We start from the raw sequence: 19,514 nt of genomic DNA, 5'->3' as shown, positions 1-19,514 counted from the left end.
GGTGATGGCCGCCCTGGGGCGCGGCCTGCGCGTACTGCTGACCCGGATCGTCGTGCGGCACCGCCGGCGATGGCTGCGCTGGGGGAGCCTCCTCCTCGTCCTGCTGCTGCTCGGCGCCGGCGGACTGGGCTGGTACGTCCGGTCGATCCCGCTGCCGGACGACCCCAGGCCGGTGCAGGCGTCGATCCTCTACTACCGGGACGGGCGGACCATCCTGGCCCGGGTGGGCGTCGCCGACCGTACCGACGTGCCGCTGGCCCAGGTGCCGACGCCGGTCCGCCGGGCCGTGCTGGCTGCCGAGGACCGGGACTTCTACCAGCATTCCGGCGTTTCCCCCCGGGGCGTTGCGCGGGCGATCTGGGCCGGCCTCACCGACGGTGGGACCCAGGGCGCCTCCACCATCACCCAGCAGTACGCCCGCAACGCGTACCTCAGCCAGGAGGTGACCGCCGACCGGAAGGCGAAGGAGGCGGTGCTCGCCGCCAAGCTGGAACGCCGGTACGCCAAGGACGCCATCCTGGAGCGGTACCTGAACACGATCTACTTCGGACGTGGCGCGTACGGGATCCAGGCCGCGGCCGGGGCCTACTTCGGGGTCACCGTCGACCGGCTCAGCCCGCAGCAGGGCGCGGTGCTGGCGGCGCTGATCAAGGATCCGTGGCGGTTCGACCCGGCGGTGGACGCGGCCGCGGCACGGGACCGATGGCTCTGGATCATGCGGGCGATGGAGTCGCTCGGCTGGGCGGAGCCGGGTGCCGCCGCCGTGCCGTATCCGGCGGTGGCCGATCGGTCGCCGACCCGGGACGCCCTGAGCGGCCCGCTGGGGCTGGTCGTCGACGCGGTGGAGAGCGAACTCGCCGAGCGGGGTGTCGGACGCCAGGTGCTGCACACCGGCGGGTTGCGGGTGGTCACCACCCTGGACGCCACCGCGCAGACCGCGGCCGTGCAGAAGGTCACCCGGGCCCTGGCCGAGCAGCCGTTCGGACTCCGGGCGGCGTTGGTGGCGATCGACCCCCGGACCGGCGGGATTGCCGCCTACTACGGTGGCGACCGGGGCAGCGGCTACTTCGACGACGCTTCGGCGCCCCGGCCACCCGCCTCGACGTTCAAGCCACTGGTGCTGGCCGAGGCGCTCAACCAGGGCATCTCCTACCGGTCGCGGTGGGACGGGAGCAGCCCCCGCAAGTTCGCCGACCGGTACGGCGTCCCGCTGGTCAACCGTCGCGACCTGCAATGCGCCGACTGTCCGCTCGACCGGGCAATGGAGCTGTCGCTGAACACGCCGTACTACGCCCTCGCCGAGCGGGTCGGGCCGGACCGGGTACGCCGGCTGGCCCAGGCGATGGGCGTGCCGGCCCGGTACGGTGACCGGCCCACCCTGGTGGACGCCGCCAACGAGCCGGCGCCGGGGCGCACCCGGTCGGACATCGCGCTCGGCCGCTACCCGGTCGCCCCGGCCGATGTCGCGACCGTGTTCGCGTCGCTGGCCAGCCAGGGTGAACGGCGCGAGCGGCACTTCGTCGCGTCCGTCGACGACATCCGCGGCCAACGCCGCTACACCGCGAAGCCGGCGGGGGTCCGGGTGCTCGCTCCGGCGGTCGCCGCCGACGTCGGGGCCGTGCTGCGCGGTGTGCTCGATCACCACGGCGGCGTACCCGGTCGGCCTGCCGCAGGCAAGACCGGCACCCAGCAGTACGGCGACACCGTGGACGTGCAGGATGCCTGGATGGCCGGCTACACGCCGCGGCTCGCCGCCGTGGTCTGGTTGGGACGGAGTACCCCCGGACCGGTTCGGGACGTACGTGAGCGACCGATCAACGGTGAGGACCTACCGCTGGAGCTGTGGCGGGAATTCCTCGTCGCGGCCCTCGCCGGCACGCCCGCCGTACCGTTGCCGGCGCCGGCCCGACTCGGCCGCACGGACGTCGGCGACGTGGCGAAACCCCAGGCGCAGGCACCGGTGCGTACTCCGGAACCGGCGGAACGGGCGTCGAAACCGCCGGCCACGCCCACGCCCACCCCGGACGAAAGCGGCAGGCCCTCCGGCCGGCCGCCCTCGTCGCCGGCCACCGGCGGGCCGCCGAACGGCAAATCCGGCACCACCGACGCCTCGCCCGGCCGCGGGGCCGACGGCAGCCCCCGGCCGCCGGCCCCGGGACGTGGGCCGGACGCCCACTCGGGACTGGGCCGGTAGGTGGGCGACGTGGACCGGACGCTGGCTCAGGACCGGGCGCGCAGGTGGGCGACGTGGACCGGACGCCGGCTCAGGACCGGGCGCGCAGGTGGGCGACGTGGACCGGACGCCGGCTCAGGACCGGGCGCGCAGGTGGGCCAGCACGACGGGGTCGATCCTGGCCGGCACCAGCCGTTCCTCCAGGTTCTCCATGCCGGCCCAGGCGGCGAGCCGCGCCTCCACCGCCGCACCGTCGCCCGGATGACCGACCCCGGCGAGCAGCCGCGACACCTCGTCGGCGAGGTCACCGGTCAGGTCGAGCAGCGTCTCCGGGTCGGGGCGCTCGAAGAGCATCCGGTGCACGTCCAGCAGCCGGGCCAGCTCGGTCACCGGGTCGGGGTGGTCGTCCACCCGCAGGTCCACCACGACGTCGCTGCCGCCGCCGTACCCGCCGCCGCGACCGACGACCAGCAGGGCGGCGCTCTGCCGGCCACGCCGGTCACCGCCGGCCAGGTCGCCGGCCCGCAGTGCCCCGAGCAGCCGGTCCGGGAAGCGCTGGCCGGCACCGCCCAGCCAGGCGTCCCGCATCTCGTCGACGACCTGCGGTCCTACCAGGATGTTGCCCTGGGCCGCCCAGCCGGTGCCGGCCTGCCCTCCCGCCCAGTCGTGGCAGTCGGCGCCGGTGTAGGTGGCGGCCGTACCGCCCGCGTCGACGATCCCGAGCTGCCGGTGGGTACGGGCGGAGTCGGCGGCGACCAGCCCGGCCAGCACGTCGGCCGCGGCCAGTCCGGTACGCAGGAACGCCAGCCCCTGCGGCCGGTAGGCCAGGTTGGCGTGTGCCTGGGTGGCCAGGGCACCCACCTCGGCCTCGGCGGCCGGCACCAGGGCACCGACACCGAGGAACTTGCTCGCGACCGCGACCCCGTGCAGCCGGCCGTCGTCGGATCGCACCACGATCGAGAAGGTCACCGGCAGAGGCTACAAGAACGGGCGCGTTCGGTTGCCTGGGCCTGAGCGAGCGGGCACCATCGACCGGTGACCACACGCTGGGGGATGACCGTGCCGCTGGGCGGCGTACCGCTCGACGGGCACGACGCGATCTACGCCGCGCTCGCCGAGGCGGGTTTCACCGACCTGTGGTCCGCCGAGGTGGCCGGCAGCGACGCGTTCACCCCGCTGGCACTCGCCGCCGCCTGGCAGCCGGCGCTGCGGTTGGGCACCGCGGTCGCGCCGGTCTTCACCCGAGGTCCCGGGCTGCTGGCGATGAGCGCGGCGGCGCTGGCCGAGGCCGCCCCCGGCCGGTTCTCGCTCGGGATCGGCGCCTCGTCACCGGTGCTGGTACAGGACTGGAACGCGACGCGGTTCACCGACCCGTTCCGGCGCAGCCGGGACATGCTGCGTTTCCTGCGGGCGGCGCTGCGGGGCGAGGCGGTCGACGAGGTCTACGACACCTTCACCGTGCGGCGGTTCCGGTTGGAGCGGCCGCCGGCCGTACCGCCGCCGATCCTGTTGGCCGCGCTGCGACCCCGGATGCTGCGGCTGGCCGCTGCCGAAGCGGACGGGACGATCCTCAACTGGCTGGCCGACGACGACGTGCCGAAGGTGCTCGCCGAGCTGGGGGAGCGCCGGCCCGGCTTCGAGGTGGCCGCCCGGATCTTCGTCTGTCCGACCGAGGACGCCGGGTACGCCCGGACCGTCGCCCGCCGCCTGATCGCCACCTACCTGACCGTCCCGGCGTACGCGGAGTTCCACCGCTGGCTCGGAAGGGAACCGGTGATCGCGCCGATGTGGCGGGCCTGGGCGGCAGGTGACCGCCGGGGTGCCGCCGAGCTGATCCCGGACGAACTGGTCGACGCCCTGGTCGTGCACGGCAGCCTCGAGACCTGCCGGGCCCACGTCGAGCGGTACGCGGCGGCCGGCGTCGACGTTCCGGTGCTGGCCCTGCTGCCCACCCCGGAGGTGACGGCCGGTGGCGCCGCCGCGCTTACCACGCTGATCGCGCAGCTCGGCCCGGCGACCCCGCCCTCGGCCTGACCCCGACTCGGACAGCCGGGCGGTGCCGGCCCGCCCCGGAGGGCTGGTCAGCGCCGCCAACGGAGCGGGCCGGGGTGCAGCGACCAGAGCACCCGACGCCACCACGGCCGGTCGGCGCGGAGTTCCGCCGCGTACGCCACGGCCAGCTCGCCGGCCCGCCGGGCCTGGTCGTCGGTGGCGTTGCCGGGCGCGAACGCGGCCAGGTTGACCAGCGCGGCCAGGTCGTCGACCGGCGGCATCGCCGTGCGGAGTGCGCCGGGGTGGCCCGGCTGTTCCGGTCCACCGCCGCCGTCCGGCCCCCGCTCCGCCGCACCGTGCAGTGTGGACCGGGCGTGCTCGGCGACCTCGGTGGCGGCCAGGTGATCCGGCACCGGTCGCCCGGCCAGGCGTAACGCGTCGGTCACCTCCCGCCAGGCTCCAGCGATCCGCTGCGCCGGTGGCCCCTCGGCGAGCCGGCGGCGACGCTGGGACCGGCGCAGCCCGACGACCAGGGTGGCCAGCCCGGCGAGCAGGAGCAGCAGCCCGCCGGTACCGCCGCCGACCAGGACGGGGGTGCCGAGGCCGCCACCCCGGCCCGGGGCCGCCTGCGGATCCGGAGTACCGCTCGGCGTGGCCGCCGGGCTCTGCGTCGCCTCGTCCGGCGGCGGGGTGGGGTCCTCCGGCTCGGGCTTGAAGTCCTGCTCGACCGGCTTGGGGCGGGTGTTCGGCTTCGGCAGCGGGTCGAACGCCACCCAGCCGAGGCCGTCGAAGAGCACCTCCGGCCAGGCGAGGGCGTCCGCGCCGCGTACCGGTCCGGTGCCGGTCGGCGACTGGAAGCCGACCACAACCCTGGTGGGCAACCCGGTCATCCGGCCGAGTACGGCGAACGCGGCGGCGAACTGCTCCGACGTGCCCCGCTGCCCGCCACCGTTGACCGGGCCGAAGAGGAAGAAGTTGAGGTTGGGATAGGCGTGCCCGCTGGGCGCGTCGGCGACCACCCGGTAGTGCTCGGCGAGGAACGTCTCGATCGCGTCGGCCCGGGCGTACGGCGCGCCGTTCTCCTCGGCGAGTTGGGCGGCGAGCTGCTGCATCTGCTCCGGCGCGCCCGGCTCGACCCTGAGGAACCGGGCCACCTCGTCGCCGGCCGGCACGTTCGCCGAGGGCAGCAGGCCGTAGTCGGGACTCTCCTGTCGGGAGGTGACCGAGTAGGTCAGTCCGGTCGTCAGCCCCTCCGGCCGGATCAGCGTCCCGCTGTCCTGGTCGTACGCCACCCGGGCGCCGGTCACCTCGCTCGGAGTGGGTACCGCCGGCAGCAGCCGACCGGTCAGGCTGTCGATGGTGATCTGCTGCACCACCTGCTTCACCCGGACGTCCGGCAGCGGCTCCGGCTGGGGCAGCACCCGGCCCGCGTTCCGGTACGTCGCGCCGACCCGCCAGGTCACCCCGTCGTAGTCGCCGAGTACGGCGAGCCGGATCCGCTGGCCGGGCAGCGGGCCGTCCTCCTCGACGGCCGGCTCCTCGCCGTCACCGCTCGGGCTCGGCGCGGCGGTGCCGGGCGGCGGTGCCCCATCCGCCCCGATGGTCGCCACGTCGAGCAGCTTCTGGTCCGGGTTCAGCGCCCAGCCGGAGATCCGGATCAGCGGATTCTCGTCGAGGCTGTCCACCTGGGGCGGTTGGACGTAGCGGCGCGGGTCGACCGGGGTGGTGCCGACCTGCCGGGCCACCACGGGCGCCACCAGGGCGGCGATCCCGAGCACCACGACCAGGCCCAACGCGGTGCTGGCGAGGGTGCGGGCCCGCAGCGCGGCCCGGACTCCGGGAGCCAGATCGCCGGCCGGGTCGGGACCGCCGCCACGCTCCGGGCGGGCCGGCCGTCCACCGGCGGCCAGCGCCAGCGCACCGGCGGCGGCGAACGCGACCGTCAGCCAGGGCGTCGAATCGGCGTTCGGGCCGACCACGTAGAGCGCGCCGGCGTACAGGGCGGCGGGGGCGGTCAGGCCGAGCAGCACCCGGTCGGCCCGGACGCCGACCTCGGCACCGGCCAGCCCGGCCAGCCAGGCCGCGACCAGCGGCACGATCACGGTGTCCGGCATCGGCTCGACCGGGATCAGCGCGGTGAGCAGCCGGGGAATGCCGTTGCGGGCGGCGTCCGCCGTGATGTCGCCGAGCGACCCGGGCAAGTCGGCCCGGCGCGCGGTGAACCAGAGCGCGGCGGCGGTGTAGCCGAGCAGGGCCAGCACCGAGAGCGGGGCGACCAGCCAGGACGGCAGTCGCCGGGCGGCCAGGCTCACCCCGACCGAGCCGACCGCCGCGCCGAGGACGAGCTGGCCGAGCAGCGGGTCGGCGTACACCCCGCCGAGCACGGCGCCGGCCAGACCGATCATCGCCACCAGAGCCAGCGGCACCGGCAGCGTGCGGAGGAATCTCACCACCGGCGGACCCCGTCCCACTCGGCCGCGAACTCCGCACCGTCGGCCGCGTCGATCACGACCAGTCCGGACGCGCCGGACGGGGTCTGCCCGTTAGCTCCGAACACCCCGGCCACCACTGACGGGTACCCGGGGCGGAGCGCGCCGACGTAACCGAGGTCGGCGGCGGCGCCCGGGCCGGTGAGGAAGACCAGGGTGTCGCCGAGCCGTTCCTGCCGCAGTCGCAGCGTCGTCGTGCGCAGCGGGTCTCCGTCGGTGCCCTGCGGCCCGGGCACCAGGCCGGCGGCGGCGAGCCGGTCCAGGAATTCCCCGGACCCGTCGGAGTCGGCGACCAGCAGCAGCGTCACCGGCAGGTCCTCCCGGCGGGCGGCGACCACCACTGAGGCGGCCGCCTCGCAGGCCGACTCGAACGTCTCGGCGATCCCGTCGACCCGCCCCGGATGGGCACCGGCCCGATTGTCCAGCAGTACGACGATCCGGGGCAGGCTGGTGTCCAACTGCTCCTTGACCATCAGCTCGCCGACCTTGGCGCTGCTCCGCCAGTGCACCCGGCGCAGTTCGTCGCCGACGACGTATTCCCGGAGCGAGTCGAAGGTGATCGACCCCTGCGGTACCTTGTCGATCCGCCCGTCCATGCTCCGGGCGACCCCGGCCGGCACCGCGGCCAGCGGATGGATCCGGGGATGTACCCAGACCTGCGCGGTCTCGCCGTGCGAGCGGGCCACGGTGATCAGCCCCAGCGCGTCCCGTCCGGTGACCCGCAGCGGGCCGACGTCGATCACGCCGCGCCGGGTGGTGGGGACCGGATAGCTGACCGTGGTGTCCCGGCCGGGGCGCAGCCGGAGCAGCGGCACCGGCACCGGGCGGGTGCCGCAGCGGTCCTCGGCGATCAGGTTGGCCGAGCGGAGCCGGGCGCTGTTGCGCACCGTCAGGGTCATGGTGGCCGGCTCGCCCCGGCCCACCCGGTCGGGGTCGGCGACCCGGGTGACGTCGAGCCGGGGCCGCCAGGCGGCGTTGCCGGCGGCGCAGGCCACCGCGACGGCGGCGGTGGTGCCGAGCAGGGCGAGTTCGGGGTAGCCGAACCGGAAACCGGCGACGAGGAGGACGGCGGCACCGACGAGCAGACCGATGCCGCGAGAGGTGATCGTCATGACGCCGGGGTCGTCCGGGACGGGCGGGTCAGGCGACGCACGTCAGGTGCCCGCCGAGGCCAACTGCCCCGAGGGCAGTGGCACCGGCACCGACGCGACCGCCTCGTAGAGCACCTCGGTCGCGGTGACCCCCCGGACCTGGGCGTCGGGGGAGAGCAGGATCCGGTGTGCGAAGACCGGCTCGGCGAGCGTCTTGAGGTCTTCGGGGAGGATCCAGCCGCGCCCGTCGATCAGGGCGTACGCGCAGGCCGCCCGGGTCAGCGCGATCACGCCCCGGGGGCTGACCCCGACCCGGACCTGCGGGTGGTTGCGGGTCGCCGCGGCCAGCCTCACCGCGTACGCGTAGAGCGGGTCGGCGATGTGCACCCGCTGGGCCATCCGGACCATCTCGCCGACGGTGTTGGTGTCGGTGACTGGCTCCAGCGCCTCCGGCGAGCGCATCGGGGCGCCGCGGAGCACCTCGATCTCGACCGCCTCGTCGGGATAGCCGACGGAGAGCTTCACCAGGAACCGGTCGAGTTGCGCCTCGGGCAGCCGGTAGGTGCCGTCCATCTCGACCGGGTTCTGGGTGGCGACCACCAGGAACGGCCGGGGTACCGGATGCCGGACCCCGTCCACCGTGACGTTGCGCTCCTCCATCACCTCCAGCAGCGCCGACTGGGTCTTCGGGGAGGCTCGGTTGATCTCGTCCGCGATGACGATGTTGGCGAAGACCGGGCCGGGGTGGAACTCGAAACCCCGGCTGGCCTGGTTGAAGATAGTCACCCCGGAGACATCGGCGGGGAGCAGGTCCGGGGTGAACTGGATGCGTCGCCACTGGCCGTGCACGGTCGCCGCGATCGCCCGGGCCAGGGTGGTCTTGCCCACCCCGGGTACGTCCTCCAGCAGGACGTGCCCCTGGGCGAAGAGCGCGGTGAGCGCCAGCCGGACCACGTGCGGCTTACCCAGCACCACCGAGTTGATGTTGTCGGCGACCCGGGCGGCCAGGTTGGCGAAGCCCTGCACATGGTGCGGGGTAAGCGGCTCGTGGTTGTTCACGGTCGTGGTGCTCCTTGTTACCGGAGATGCTGCCTGTTACCGGGCGATGCGGTCAGCAGGTCGGCAGGACGTTGATAGTGTCGCCCCCCTCGAGGTTGAACCAGGCGAACGGGATGTAGTTCTTGCCCTCGTACTCCACCCGGACCCACCAGGTGCTGCGCTTGTCGTCGTTGTAGACGAAGGCGTAGACCTCTTCGCCGGACTTCTTGCAGAGCGCCTTCAACCGGCTGCCCGGCTTCGCCCAGCCGACCTGGCGGTCGTCGTCCTGTTGGGTCACCGAGAAGATCTCGTTGCCGTTGCGACCCGGCCGGTCGGAGTTGCAGTACGTCCGCTGCTCGCCGGAGGAACCGTTGTTGCAGGTGGCGATGCCGTAGACGGAAGGGGTGGCCTTGTTGACCTTGTCGCTGCCGTCGCCTGCCGCGTTGCTCGCGGTCACGGTGAAGCTGTAGTTGGTGCCCGGGGTCAGCCCGGTGACCCGGATGTTGGAGCAGTTGCCGTTGACCTTGGCCCGGCCGTTCGGGGTCACCGAACAGGAAGCCTTGCCGCCGCCGTCGCCCACCGTGAAGTTGACCGTGACCGAGGTGGCGTCGGCGGTGGTGCCGGTGATGGTGACCCGGGGCTTCGCGACCGTTTGGGCGGTGTCGGTGGCGGTGGCGCCGGGACCGGCCTCGTTGACCGCCTGCACCCGGACGGTGACGTTCGCTCCGTCGCCCAGTCCTCCCACGGTGGCCTGGGTGTCGGTCACCTCGCTCTTCTTACCGCCCGCCTCGACCACGTATTTCGTGATCGGCCGGCCGTTGTCGGCGGGCGGGTTCCAGGTCATCGAGAGGGTGCCGCGCGAGCCGGCGACCGTCTTCGCCCGCAGGTTGACCGGTTTCGCCGGGGTGGTGAACGGGACCACGCTGTTGCTGGCCGGCGAGGCGGCCGAACCGGCGCCCTTCTCGTTGATCGAGACGACGGTGAAGGCGTACTGGTTGCCGTAGTCGAGCTCGCCGGCCGGAATCACCAGCTCGGTCTTGGTCGACTCGCCGACCGGGGCGTTGGCGCCGGCCGAGATGGCGGTCACCGCGTACTTGTTGATTTTGTAGCCCTGGCCGTTGGCGGCCGGCCACTTGACCAGCACGGTACCGTCCGGCCGCTCCTGCGCGGTGACGCTGGCCGGCGGATCCGGTACCTCGGAGGTGGGCACGACCGGGTTGCTCTTCTTCGCCGGACCGGCGCCCTTGGCATTCACCGCGTGCACCGAGAACTGGTAGGTCTCGCCGTTGGTCAGGCCGGTCACCTCCAGCGAGCGCTGGTTGGCGCCCACCTGGAAGGTCCGGCCGGCGCCCTGCACCACGTAACGGGTGATGGCCGCACCGTTGGCCGCGGCGGCTCGCCAGCTCACCCTGGCCTGGGCGTTCCCGGCGGCGGCGGTCACCGACTTCGGCGCGCTCGGCTTGCTGATCACCGGCTTCGGCGGCGGCGGAGGCGGCGGCGGGTTCGGCGGCGGGTCACCACCGAGAACGTCGTTGGCGTACTTGTTGACCTCCTTGACCTGGTGCTTGTCGTCGATGACCCGGGCGACGGCGGAGTTCGGGGCATTGATGAAGAGGTGGTTCTCCCGAACCTCCAGCTCCAGCGGGCCGTTGGCGCCCGGAATCTCGATCTTCTCCAGCAGCTTTCCGCTGGGGTCGAACGAGTAGACGGCGCCGGTGTCCTCGTCGGCGCAGTAGAACCGGTCCGCCCAGGCGACGGCGGGGCTGAGCTGGGTGCCGGCGCCGGGCACCTTGAACTGCTGCCCGACGGCGCCGTTGTCGGCCACCACGATGTTGCGGTCGTCCAGCACGGTCACCGGCACCCGGAGGCCGGTGGTCCGGGGCGGCATCGCACCCGGGCCGGTGAGCGGCAGCTTGACCGGCCGCTTCTCCTTGCCGCGCAGCGTGGTCAGCGTGCTGGTGGTCCGGTCCAGCACCGCGACGCCGTCGTCCAGGGTGGAGAGGATGAGTTCGTGGCTCGGGTCGGCGACCGCGTCGTTGAAGACCTGCTCCGGGCTGACGCTGCCGCCCGCGCCGCCGCTGTCGGACTCCGGGAGCCTGGCGGCGGTGATCGCGGAGACGGTCCCCTCGCTGGGTACGGCGATCCAGAGCCGCCCGGTGCCGTCGAACTCGCCGCCCGTGATGCCCGGCGGATAGTGGATCTGCTCGCCGACCGGGGTCAGCGACCGGGGGTCGAGCTGGCGCACGATCCCCTGCACCGCGTCGACGACGAACGCCGCGTCCTCGTGCAGGGCCACGTTGACCCCGAGCCCGGCGGTGGTCTTGGTGGTCGCGATGATCTGTAGCGTGGCCAGGTCCAGCGAGCTGACCTGGCCGGTGTTCAGGTCGCGCAGGATCAGCAGCCGGTCGGTCTGCGCGACCTGCATCTGGTGGTTGCGACCCTGCGGGACCTGCACACGGGTGTCGACCCGGCCGGTGACCCCGTTGACCCGGGCCACCTCGCTCTTGGTCATGCTCCAGAGCCAGGAACTGGCATCGTAGCTGGCCACGGCGTTGTCCGCGGCGCCCAGGCCGAGCACGGTCAGCCCCATCGCGACGACCAGCGCCGCCACGGTGGCGATGGTGACCACTCCGCCCCGGAGCCGGGAGCGGCGGCGGGCCGGGGGCGCGCCCGGCGCCACCTCGGCGGGGTCGGGCCCGCCGGTGCCGTCACTGCCTGTCAAGCCGTTGCCTGTGGTGACCACAGCCGGCCGCCTCCCCACCCGTGGGCGGTCGTGTCCGACCGCCGTCGTCAGCGAATCTTTCCCGAAACCGCGTGCCATCATAGGGCCCGGGCTTTGCTCGCGGGTACCCGGAACGTGTCGTTGTGGACGGACGCGGCCCGAATTGTGGATAAGCCCGCTCGTCCGCCGTCGTCTCCGCAGGTCAGCGTGGTGGGAACGGTTGTCGAATTGTGATCAGCGTGGCGTCGCCCCGGCACCGTCCCGCTTCGTGCAGGCGAGATCCGACGGAGCGAATTCGTTGGTCGAATAGACGGCGAGCACCGAGAAGCAGTAATCGAGCTTGGGGTTCAGCGCGTTCACCTTGTAAGTGGTCTCGCCGGCACTGAGCGTAGTCATCGGCTTGGTCTGCTGGCCGGCACGGGCACCCGCCACGACGAACGGCACGGTCCCGCCGCTCGGGTCGGTCCAACTGACGGTGATCGCGGTGCCCTCGTCGATCAGCTTCACGTCGGTCGGCGGCTCACCGGCGACCACCGGCTCACCGCGCTCGTCGGTCGGTACCTGCTCCGCCGAGCCGCTCTTGTCCAGCACCACCGCGACCACCACCACGATCGCGGCGACCACCGCCGCGGCGGCGGCGACCGCGGCGGCCACCGTGGAGCCGCGACCACGGTTCGGCTCGGGGGCCGGAGCCGGCGGGGTGGGGGTGGGGGCCGGTGTGACCACCGGGTACGACTCGAGTTGCCTGACTGACTGCGCCGAGTACGGCGGGTACGCCGACGGCGCCTGCTCGGCGGCGCTCGGCGCGTACGACGAGGGCTGCGGTTCGGCCGGCCGGCCCGACACCGGTTCGGTGCCCGGCAGGTACGCCGGCGAGGTGGCGACCGACTGGAACAGCCCGCCGCCGGCCGGTCGGGTCGGTGGTGCGGACAGTGGCGGCGTGGCGGGTGGTGCCGAGACCAGTGGCGGCGGCACGGGTGGCGCCGACAGCGGTGCGGGCGGCGCGGAGCGCGGTGCGGGCGGTGCCGAGAGCGGCGCTGCGGGTGCCGGCGCGACCGGTTCCGGGGCGGCGCCGCCCGGCGCCTCGCCGAGGTAGTCCCGGGCCGCCCGGACCTGCCAGTGGTCGTCGCCGAGCACACCCGGCCCGAGCGAGGCGACCCGGCCGAAGTTGCGGCGCGCCTCGTGCCGGTTGCCCAACTCCTCGGCGACGGCGCCCAGTTCGTAGCTGAGCGACAGCATCAGCGGGTCGGCTTCGCCCCACCGGCGCTGCCCGTCGATCAGCGCCTCTTCGAGCAGCCGCCGGGCCGCCGCCGGATCGTCGGCCTCGCGGTGCCACTGTGCCAGCACCCCGACGGTGGCGAGCACCTCCGGATGGTCCTTGCCGTACGCGGGCCGAGCCGCGTCGAGTGCTTGCGCGAGCAGGCGTCGGGCACCCGGATCGTCACCGCCGTCGCGGAGCGCCCGGGCCCGGCCCTGTACGGCGGCAAGTTGTGGAGGCTGAGACACGCCCGCCATGCTGCCCCCTGGACGGGGTGCCGCGCCAGCCGGGGCGCTGTTCCGCCTTGCCGCTCCGCCGTGCCGTCAGACTCCGCGCCGCCACCGGTAGGCTGCTGACCAGGGCCGACCGGGTCGCCGGCCGGTCCTCGGCGACGTTTCGCGCCATCCGGTTCCCACCTCCGGTGTCGGTGCGACTGCTCCCCGGTGTCCACGCGCACCCGATGCGGGCCGGGTTCGTCCCCGCCCCGGGCACGCCGACGATGGACACCACCGGCAGTCCGGCGCGGCACACGCTGCTCAGGGGCGTACCGGATCAGGCCGTTGCCCGGACCGGGTGGGGCCGATGCGTCCGCGCCGGCCCCACCGGCAGTCCGCTCCGGTCGCCTCGCCGGGATCAGCGGCTCTGCAGGGCGTCCAGGCCGACGGCCATCGCGATGACCAGCCGGCGGTCGAGTTGCGGCAGGTGGACGTCGATTACGTACCGGTCGCGCAGGCCCCACTTCTTCACCACCGAGAACGCGGGCTGGCCGCCGATGGTGAAGTCGAAGTGGTACGGCAGCCAGGAGAGCGAGTCGATGAACCGGCGCAGCAGTGCGACCGGCAGGCTGCGCTCCTGGCCGGTGGCCTGCCCGAGGCCCGGCTGCTCGACGTGCCAGGTGGAGCGGAGCAGCGACGCCTTGAAGTCCTTGCGGAACAGCCCGATGGGGGTACCGGCGGCGTCGGTCACGTCGTACGTCGCGCCGAGGTCCATCACCTGGCGGGCCTTGAAGCCGAGCACCGGCTGCTGCTTGGTGTCGTCCGCGTAGAGCGTCACCTGCTCCTTGAAGGCGAGCCGCTTCTGCTGCGCGAAGGCCAGCAGTTCGCCCTCGGAACCGTCCGGGTTGACCGCGTGTACCTCATACTGGTTGACCATGAACCGGACCCGCTGCCGGACGTGGAACTGGCGCTGGGACTGGAGCACATCGAGCTGCATGGGCAGATTCCTTTTTCTGTGGGGGTGTCCGGCATGGTGCGGCCGGCGTGATCGCCACCTGCTGTGCAGGCGCAGCCTCGGAGTGTGGCACAGCGGGGCGACACTGCGCCGCCCGGTCAGGAGGTGACCGCGCTGCCCTCGCCGACCAGTCGGAGCAGGTCGAGGTCGAGCACGAGCAGCCGCCGGTAGCCGGTCCGGACCAGGTTTCGCCGGCGCAGCGCGCGGAGGGCCTTCTGCAGGGTCACGTCCGCGACCCCGACCATCGAGGCCAGCTCCGGCTGGCTGAGCGCGACACCGACCAGGATGCCCCGGTCGACCGGTTGCCCGCAGGTGGTGGCGATCTCGGCGAGCATCCGGGCCACCCGCATGTCGGCCGGGTACGCGGTGAAGTCGGCGCGGCGCTGGTTGGCCCAGCGCAGCCGCTCGCCCATGATCGCCCCCATCTGCAGGGCCGCACCGGGATGCCGCCCGAGGAAGCGCTCGAACGCGGCCCGGGAGACGACGCTCGACACCACCCGCCCGCAGGTGGTGACCGTGGCGGTACGCGGCCGGCGGGTCAGCGCCGCGGTCTCGCCGAGGATGTCGCCGGGCATCCGGATCGCGAGCAGGGTCTCGAAACCCTGCACCACCGTGGTCACCTTGACGAAGCCCCGGCGGAGCAGCTCGACATGCGTGTCGTCGGCACCCTCGCGGATCAGCCGCCGGCCGGCCGGGAACTCCCGGGACACCCCGAGGGCCAGCAGTTCGTCGCGGTCGGCGGGGGAGAGTCGGTGCAGGAAACTGCCGGGTGCCAGGGTCCGGGCTCGTGGCTGCGCGACACCGGACATGTGCGCCCCAACGCATCGATCGACGCGACGAGCAGGACCGCCGGATAATACCCGACGGGTGCAGCACGTCACCCCGCGTGCGCGCCGCCGGCCGGCCGGCCGAGCGAATCCGTCTTTACACCTGTGCCGAGGACGTACCGCGTGCGGAGGCGGAAAAGTACTCAGTGCCTGTACCTGCCGTTCCGCCTCCACCACCCGGTGCGCCGCCGGCAGGTAGCGCAGCCGCCGTTCCCGCAGCGCCGCCCGGGCCGTCCGCAGCGCGCCCGCCGGATCCCGGTACGCCTGTGCCCGGGCCAGCACCAGCAGCGGGCGGCCGAGGTCGAGGTCCGGGTAGCGGCGGGCCAGCACGGCGGCGAGCCGCGCCTCCCGTTCTGCCGGTCGGGTCCGGCCGAGCGCGGTGAGCACCTCGGCCCGGACGAGTTGGGCCCGCAGTGCCGCGCGGCCGTGCCGGCCGTGCCGCCACCAGTCGTACCGGCGGATCGCGTCCGCCTCGTCCAGCGCCGGCCGGGCGCGGGCGGGGTCGGGATCACCGGCCGCCAGCCGCAGCCGGGCGCACAGCACCTCGGCGAGGACCAACCGGGCCTGCCAGGTCACCTCGTGCCCGGCGCCGTAGCCGGAGCCGCGCCGCTCGATCTCGGCCCCGATCAGCCGGTGCGCCTCGGCCAGGTCCGCCGCCGGTTCGTGCCGCTTCAGGTGCGGGTCGAAGGCGCCGTACCGGGCCCGGTCGAGCAGCGCCACGGCGTGGTCGGCGACCGCGACGCCGAGCCGGTGCGCGTTGACCGGCCGTCGGCGGCGCAGCTCGACCTCGTCCCGCCGGAGCTGCACCACCAGGTCGAGGTCGCCGGGTTCGCCCCGCCGGCGCAGCGTGTGCACGTACTCCCGGCGGATCGCGAGCAGCGTCGGATGGTGTTCCGGCAGCGCTGCTCCGGCACGTTCCCGCAGGTCCAGCCAGGCGGCGAGGGAGTCCAGAACCGGTCGGCCGGGACTCGACGCCCGTTCCAGGGCGCACTCGGCCCGCAGCGTCAGCTCGACCGACTCGCCGAGCTGTTCGGTCGCGGCCCGGTGCAGCACGGCGAGTCGGGTCGGGGCGGCGCCGTGCAGCAACACGGTGTGCAGCCGTGCCTCGAACCGGGCCACCAGTTCGGCGCCGGTCGCCCTGGCGACCAGTTCGGCGTCGGTCGCCCTGGCGACCAGTTCGGCGTCGGCCGCCCTGGCGACCAGTTCGGCGTCGGCCGGCACCGCCGCCCCGGCCACCGGGTCCCCGTCCGGCACGCGGCCGGTGTCGCCGGTCACCGCAGCCGCCGCGGGTCCCGGGCGGACCGGTCCGCCTCCTCGACCAGCAGTTCCACCGCGTCCCGGACCAGCGCCGTGGCCAGCTCGCGCACCGGCGCCGACTGCTCCGGACGCAGGGTACGCAGTTCCTCGCGCAACCCATAGATCTGCTCGGCCAGCCCGACCAGCAGTCGGTCCGGGCTCGCGGCACGCCCGGACACGGTGCCGAGACCGTCGCGCACCACGGCCAGTACTCCGCCGCCGACCTCGGCGAGCGGGCCGGCGGCGGCGCGCAGTGCGCTGGTCAACACGGCGAAGGCCCTGTTCGGGCTGATCCGGCCCCGCTGGATCGACACCAGGTCCTCGACCGCGCAGAGCGGTGGCGCGTACCCGAGCGCGCCGGCCAGCCCCGGGTGGTGCCGGGCCCACTCGACCAGTACGGCGACCAGCGACTCGGCGGCGGCCCGTCCGGCACCAGGTTGGAGCTGGTCGAGCCACCCCTCCCGGTACGGCCAGTACGACCACACCTTGGTCTCGTCGACGAGCTGGTCCACGGCGGTGTCCCGCAGGTAGCAGAGGGCGAGCTGGTGGGCCGGGGAAGTGTCCACCCGCAGCACCTCCCCGACCAGGGTGTGCCGGGCCTTGCGGCCGGTCACCTCGTAGAACGTGCTCCGGCTGCCCTTCGGCCGGACAGCGGCGACGATCTCCCGCCAGGTCGGCGCGGTGGACCGGGGCACCGCCAGCAGTTCGGCGACGGCTCGGTAGTAGACGGTCCGGGTGCGCCAGTGGGCGCGTCCGGTGCTGTCCGTACCGGCCAGCCGCCGGCGCCAGCGCCCGCTCACCGTGTCGGCCAGCCCGTACGGCACCGGGGTCGACGACAGATGCATCCGACTCTCCTCTCGGCTGGGCCGAGCGTGGCAGGGCACGGACGGGCAGATCACGTACCAGTAAGGGGTCTGCCCGTCGGGTGCCGGACGGCAGGGTCTACCGGGACCGGTCGCTACCAGCCCCGATAGCGGAATCCGGCCCGGGCGGCGGGGCCGACCTCGCCGACCGGGCCGGGCAACACCGGCGTCGCCCGCCCGTAACGATCGGCGTACGCCCGGCCCAACTCGAGCAGCGGTCCGATCCGGGCGGTGCCGGAGACGCCCGACAGTGCGGCCCGGCGTCGGCCGATCCGTTCGTCGGTGCCCGAGGTATTGATCATCGGTTTCCTCGGGGGAATTCGTCACCGGCGATCGGAACCGGATCGGGCACGGCCGGAAAGGGACGGCGTCGCGCCGGCCGAATTCGGTATACCGCACCGGACACCGCGATCACAATGTACCGATGGGCCAACAGATTACGGCCGGTGCGTTCCATCCGACGGCTGAACTCCCCGGAATGGCGCCGATCTCTGGAGTGACTGGTCCGGCCCGCTTGTCGCAGTACCCGTTCGATTGTTGAATCGCCGGTACCGGCGGTGCCACGCTCGTCCGTGCCGAGGCCGGTCCCATTCCCGGATCTGGGCACCGCACGACCTCCGCGCTCCACCCGGGACGAGATCCCGGATGGTCGCACGAACCGGGTCTGTCCACCCGAGCCAGAAAGTGATGCCATGGCCCACACCTCGGAGCGACGGATCTTGACCGGGCCCCGATCCGTCCGGCGGACCTGCTCGCCTCGGTCATGCTCTATCCGACCGACGGCCGGGGCAGCCCGGACCCGGCGGCCGAGCCGACCACCACGGTCCGTTGTGGACGCCCGCTCAGCTATCCGGTGCCGGCCGGGGACCTGCCGGTGGTGCTGCGGCGGCGGATCGTCGCGACCGGGGAGCGGTGCTTCGGAGTGCTGTTCGCGTTCGACCTCGCCGCGCTGCCGCCCGGCCACCGGTACAGCAGCGCCCGGCTCCAGGTACGGCTGGCCGACCCCCGGGTCATCGCCGTCCGGATCGACCGGGACGCCGACACCCTCGGCCTCGGGTACGGGCCGGACGGGATGTTCCCGGCCTCCGGGCCCGCCGCCCGGGCACTGCTCGCCGGCCGGGACCGCCCCGGCTGGCTGGGCCGGCTGCTGCCCTGCTCGGGTGAGGCCAGGCCCTGGCCCACCGGTACCCAGAGTCACCGCTTCGGCTGGGTCTACCACGACCCGGAAGGCGACCACCCGGTGCCGCACCACCTCGTGCTGCACGCCCTGGTCGCGGCGCCGGCCGGCACGGCGGAGCTGACCGGCACGCTCGCGGTGCAGGTCGAGGTGGTGCGCTCGCTGCGCGGGCGGCGGCATCCGCTCCCTGGCGACCTGCGCGAGGCGGTGCCGTTCACCGAGCCGCTGCCGATCGTCGCCAGCGGACCGACCGGTGCGGCGGTACGGCTCTGCGTCGCCGCCGACGTCGAGGGGTACAGCCGGCGCGGCAACGCCTCGGCGGCCCGGATCCAGCAGCACCTGGTCCGGCTGCTGGCCAGTGCCCGGCGCCGGGCCGGAGTCGACGAGTCCACGGTGGACCTCCAGCCGCAGGGCGACGGCCAGTTCGCCGTACTGCCGGCCGGGATCGATGAGTCCGTGGTGGTGCCGGGATTCCTGGCCGGGATGCCGTCGGCGCTGGCCGAGGCGAACCGGCAACTCGGTGACGACGCCATCCGGCTGCGGGTGGCGCTACACCGCGGGCGGCCCGGGCGCTGGAGCACATCGCCCGCTGGCGGCAGGTCCGTGCGCTGGCCAACCCGCTGTCCGGGCTGGCCGGCGGGGTGACCCTGGAACTCGTGCCCACCCGTCCCGGGGACGGGGTGGTGCCGCCGCACCGGCCGGGACTACCGGCCGGCGGGGACGGCGCGGTCCGGCTCCGCTACCGGTACGTCGACGGCCGCTGGTGGCCGCCGACCGCCTTCGTCCGGATCCACAACGGCACCGACCGGCGGCTCTACTGCGCGCTGCTCGACCTGACCGAGGGGTACCGGATCCATCCCGACCTCTTCCCTGGAAGCTTCGTCGCCCCCGGTGGCACCGCCGCCGCACTCGACGGCCGACCGATCCGGTTCAGCCTGCCGGCCGGACGACCAACGGCACCCGGCGAGCACACCCGGGACTGGCTGAAGCTGCTGGTCGCCGAGGAGGCGTTCGCCGCCCGGCCGTTCCAGATGCCACCGCTGCACGGGCCGTGGCCGGCCGACTCCCGCGCCCCGACGGCCCTGCTCGGCGCCCTCGACCGGCTGGGCCGGGAAGTGGTGCACCGGGACGCCGTGCCGGACACGCCCGCCGCGTACGACTGGACGGCGAGCACCCTGCCGGTGCTGACCGAGGTACCGGCGGCCGAGGATCCGCCGCGTCCCCGGGGCCGGCCGGACGACCGGACCCGGCCCGGTCCGTTGCCCGCTCCGGTGGACGGTCGCCGCTGAGCTTCCCCGCCCGTTGCCCGCTCCGGTGGACGGTCGCCGCTGAGCTTCCCCGCCCGGGAATCGGCTGCG

Annotated in this window: 14 protein-coding genes; 4 read left to right on the top strand and 10 right to left on the bottom strand. The window is 74.0% G+C overall.

Going from position 1 to position 19,514, the window contains the following annotated elements:
• Nucleotides 1–4: 4 nt before the first annotated feature.
• Nucleotides 5–2,194 (top strand): transglycosylase domain-containing protein, encoded by a 2,190-nt coding sequence (locus R6Y94_RS30110; RefSeq protein WP_318399267.1) that lies wholly within the window; start codon nucleotides 5–7, stop codon nucleotides 2,192–2,194.
• 114 nt (nucleotides 2,195–2,308) lie between these two features.
• Here the strand turns inward: R6Y94_RS30110 and R6Y94_RS30105 are convergent, their stop codons facing one another.
• Nucleotides 2,309–3,142 (bottom strand): DUF1028 domain-containing protein, encoded by an 834-nt coding sequence (locus R6Y94_RS30105; RefSeq protein WP_318399230.1) that lies wholly within the window; start codon nucleotides 3,140–3,142, stop codon nucleotides 2,309–2,311.
• A gap of 84 nt (nucleotides 3,143–3,226) precedes the next feature.
• On the opposite strand from R6Y94_RS30105, the gene R6Y94_RS30100 reads away from it, so the two are divergent.
• Nucleotides 3,227–4,207, top strand: a complete 981-nt coding sequence (locus R6Y94_RS30100) for an LLM class F420-dependent oxidoreductase (RefSeq protein WP_318399266.1) — start codon at nucleotides 3,227–3,229, stop codon at nucleotides 4,205–4,207.
• Between the two features lie 47 nt (nucleotides 4,208–4,254).
• On the opposite strand, the gene R6Y94_RS30095 is transcribed toward R6Y94_RS30100, so the two are convergent.
• The 9 genes from R6Y94_RS30095 to R6Y94_RS30055 all read right to left on the bottom strand — a co-directional run bounded on the left by R6Y94_RS30095 (nucleotide 4,255) and on the right by R6Y94_RS30055 (nucleotide 17,281).
• Nucleotides 4,255–6,570 carry a DUF3488 and transglutaminase-like domain-containing protein gene (locus tag R6Y94_RS30095; protein WP_318399265.1) on the bottom strand — a complete coding sequence of 772 codons (2,316 nt, stop codon included), beginning with the start codon at nucleotides 6,568–6,570 and terminating at the stop codon, nucleotides 4,255–4,257.
• Nucleotides 6,571–6,611: 41 nt separating this feature from the next.
• Nucleotides 6,612–7,766 carry a DUF58 domain-containing protein gene (locus R6Y94_RS30090; protein ID WP_318399229.1) on the bottom strand — a complete coding sequence of 385 codons (1,155 nt, stop codon included), beginning with the start codon at nucleotides 7,764–7,766 and terminating at the stop codon, nucleotides 6,612–6,614.
• Nucleotides 7,767–7,808: 42 nt separating this feature from the next.
• Nucleotides 7,809–8,804, bottom strand: a complete 996-nt coding sequence (locus R6Y94_RS30085) for a MoxR family ATPase (protein ID WP_318399228.1) — start codon at nucleotides 8,802–8,804, stop codon at nucleotides 7,809–7,811.
• A gap of 52 nt (nucleotides 8,805–8,856) precedes the next feature.
• Nucleotides 8,857–11,463 (bottom strand): fibronectin type III domain-containing protein, encoded by a 2,607-nt coding sequence (locus R6Y94_RS30080; RefSeq protein ID WP_318399264.1) that lies wholly within the window; start codon nucleotides 11,461–11,463, stop codon nucleotides 8,857–8,859.
• Nucleotides 11,464–11,739: 276 nt separating this feature from the next.
• On the bottom strand, nucleotides 11,740–13,011 hold the full coding sequence (locus R6Y94_RS30075; protein ID WP_318399227.1) for a fibronectin type III domain-containing protein: 1,272 nt from the start codon (nucleotides 13,009–13,011) through the stop codon (nucleotides 11,740–11,742).
• A gap of 385 nt (nucleotides 13,012–13,396) precedes the next feature.
• Complete coding sequence (locus R6Y94_RS30070; RefSeq protein ID WP_318399226.1) at nucleotides 13,397–13,975, bottom strand: hypothetical protein; 579 nt, start codon at nucleotides 13,973–13,975, stop codon at nucleotides 13,397–13,399.
• A gap of 116 nt (nucleotides 13,976–14,091) precedes the next feature.
• Complete coding sequence (locus R6Y94_RS30065) at nucleotides 14,092–16,095, bottom strand: Crp/Fnr family transcriptional regulator (protein ID WP_318399225.1); 2,004 nt, start codon at nucleotides 16,093–16,095, stop codon at nucleotides 14,092–14,094.
• Nucleotides 16,092–16,961: a hypothetical protein gene (locus R6Y94_RS30060; protein ID WP_318399224.1), complete on the bottom strand. Its 870-nt coding sequence runs from the start codon at nucleotides 16,959–16,961 to the stop codon at nucleotides 16,092–16,094. Before R6Y94_RS30060 ends, R6Y94_RS30065 begins: the two co-directional genes overlap by 4 nt.
• A gap of 113 nt (nucleotides 16,962–17,074) precedes the next feature.
• On the bottom strand, nucleotides 17,075–17,281 hold the full coding sequence (locus R6Y94_RS30055) for a hypothetical protein (protein ID WP_318399223.1): 207 nt from the start codon (nucleotides 17,279–17,281) through the stop codon (nucleotides 17,075–17,077).
• 461 nt (nucleotides 17,282–17,742) lie between these two features.
• Here R6Y94_RS30055 and R6Y94_RS30050 point away from each other — a divergent pair, with 461 nt between their 5' ends.
• Entirely contained in the window at nucleotides 17,743–18,801 is a 1,059-nt protein-coding gene (locus tag R6Y94_RS30050) for a hypothetical protein (RefSeq protein WP_318399222.1), read from the top strand.
• An 11-nt stretch (nucleotides 18,802–18,812) separates the two neighbouring features.
• Nucleotides 18,813–19,445 carry a hypothetical protein gene (locus tag R6Y94_RS30045; protein WP_318399221.1) on the top strand — a complete coding sequence of 211 codons (633 nt, stop codon included), beginning with the start codon at nucleotides 18,813–18,815 and terminating at the stop codon, nucleotides 19,443–19,445.
• The last annotated feature ends 69 nt before the right edge of the window (nucleotides 19,446–19,514 follow it).

Source organism: Plantactinospora sp. KLBMP9567 (genome assembly GCF_033446045.1).
Classification (GTDB): domain Bacteria; phylum Actinomycetota; class Actinomycetes; order Mycobacteriales; family Micromonosporaceae; genus Plantactinospora.
The sequence above is the reverse complement of the archived record's forward strand: the minus strand, read 5'-3'. Positions and strand labels throughout refer to the sequence as shown.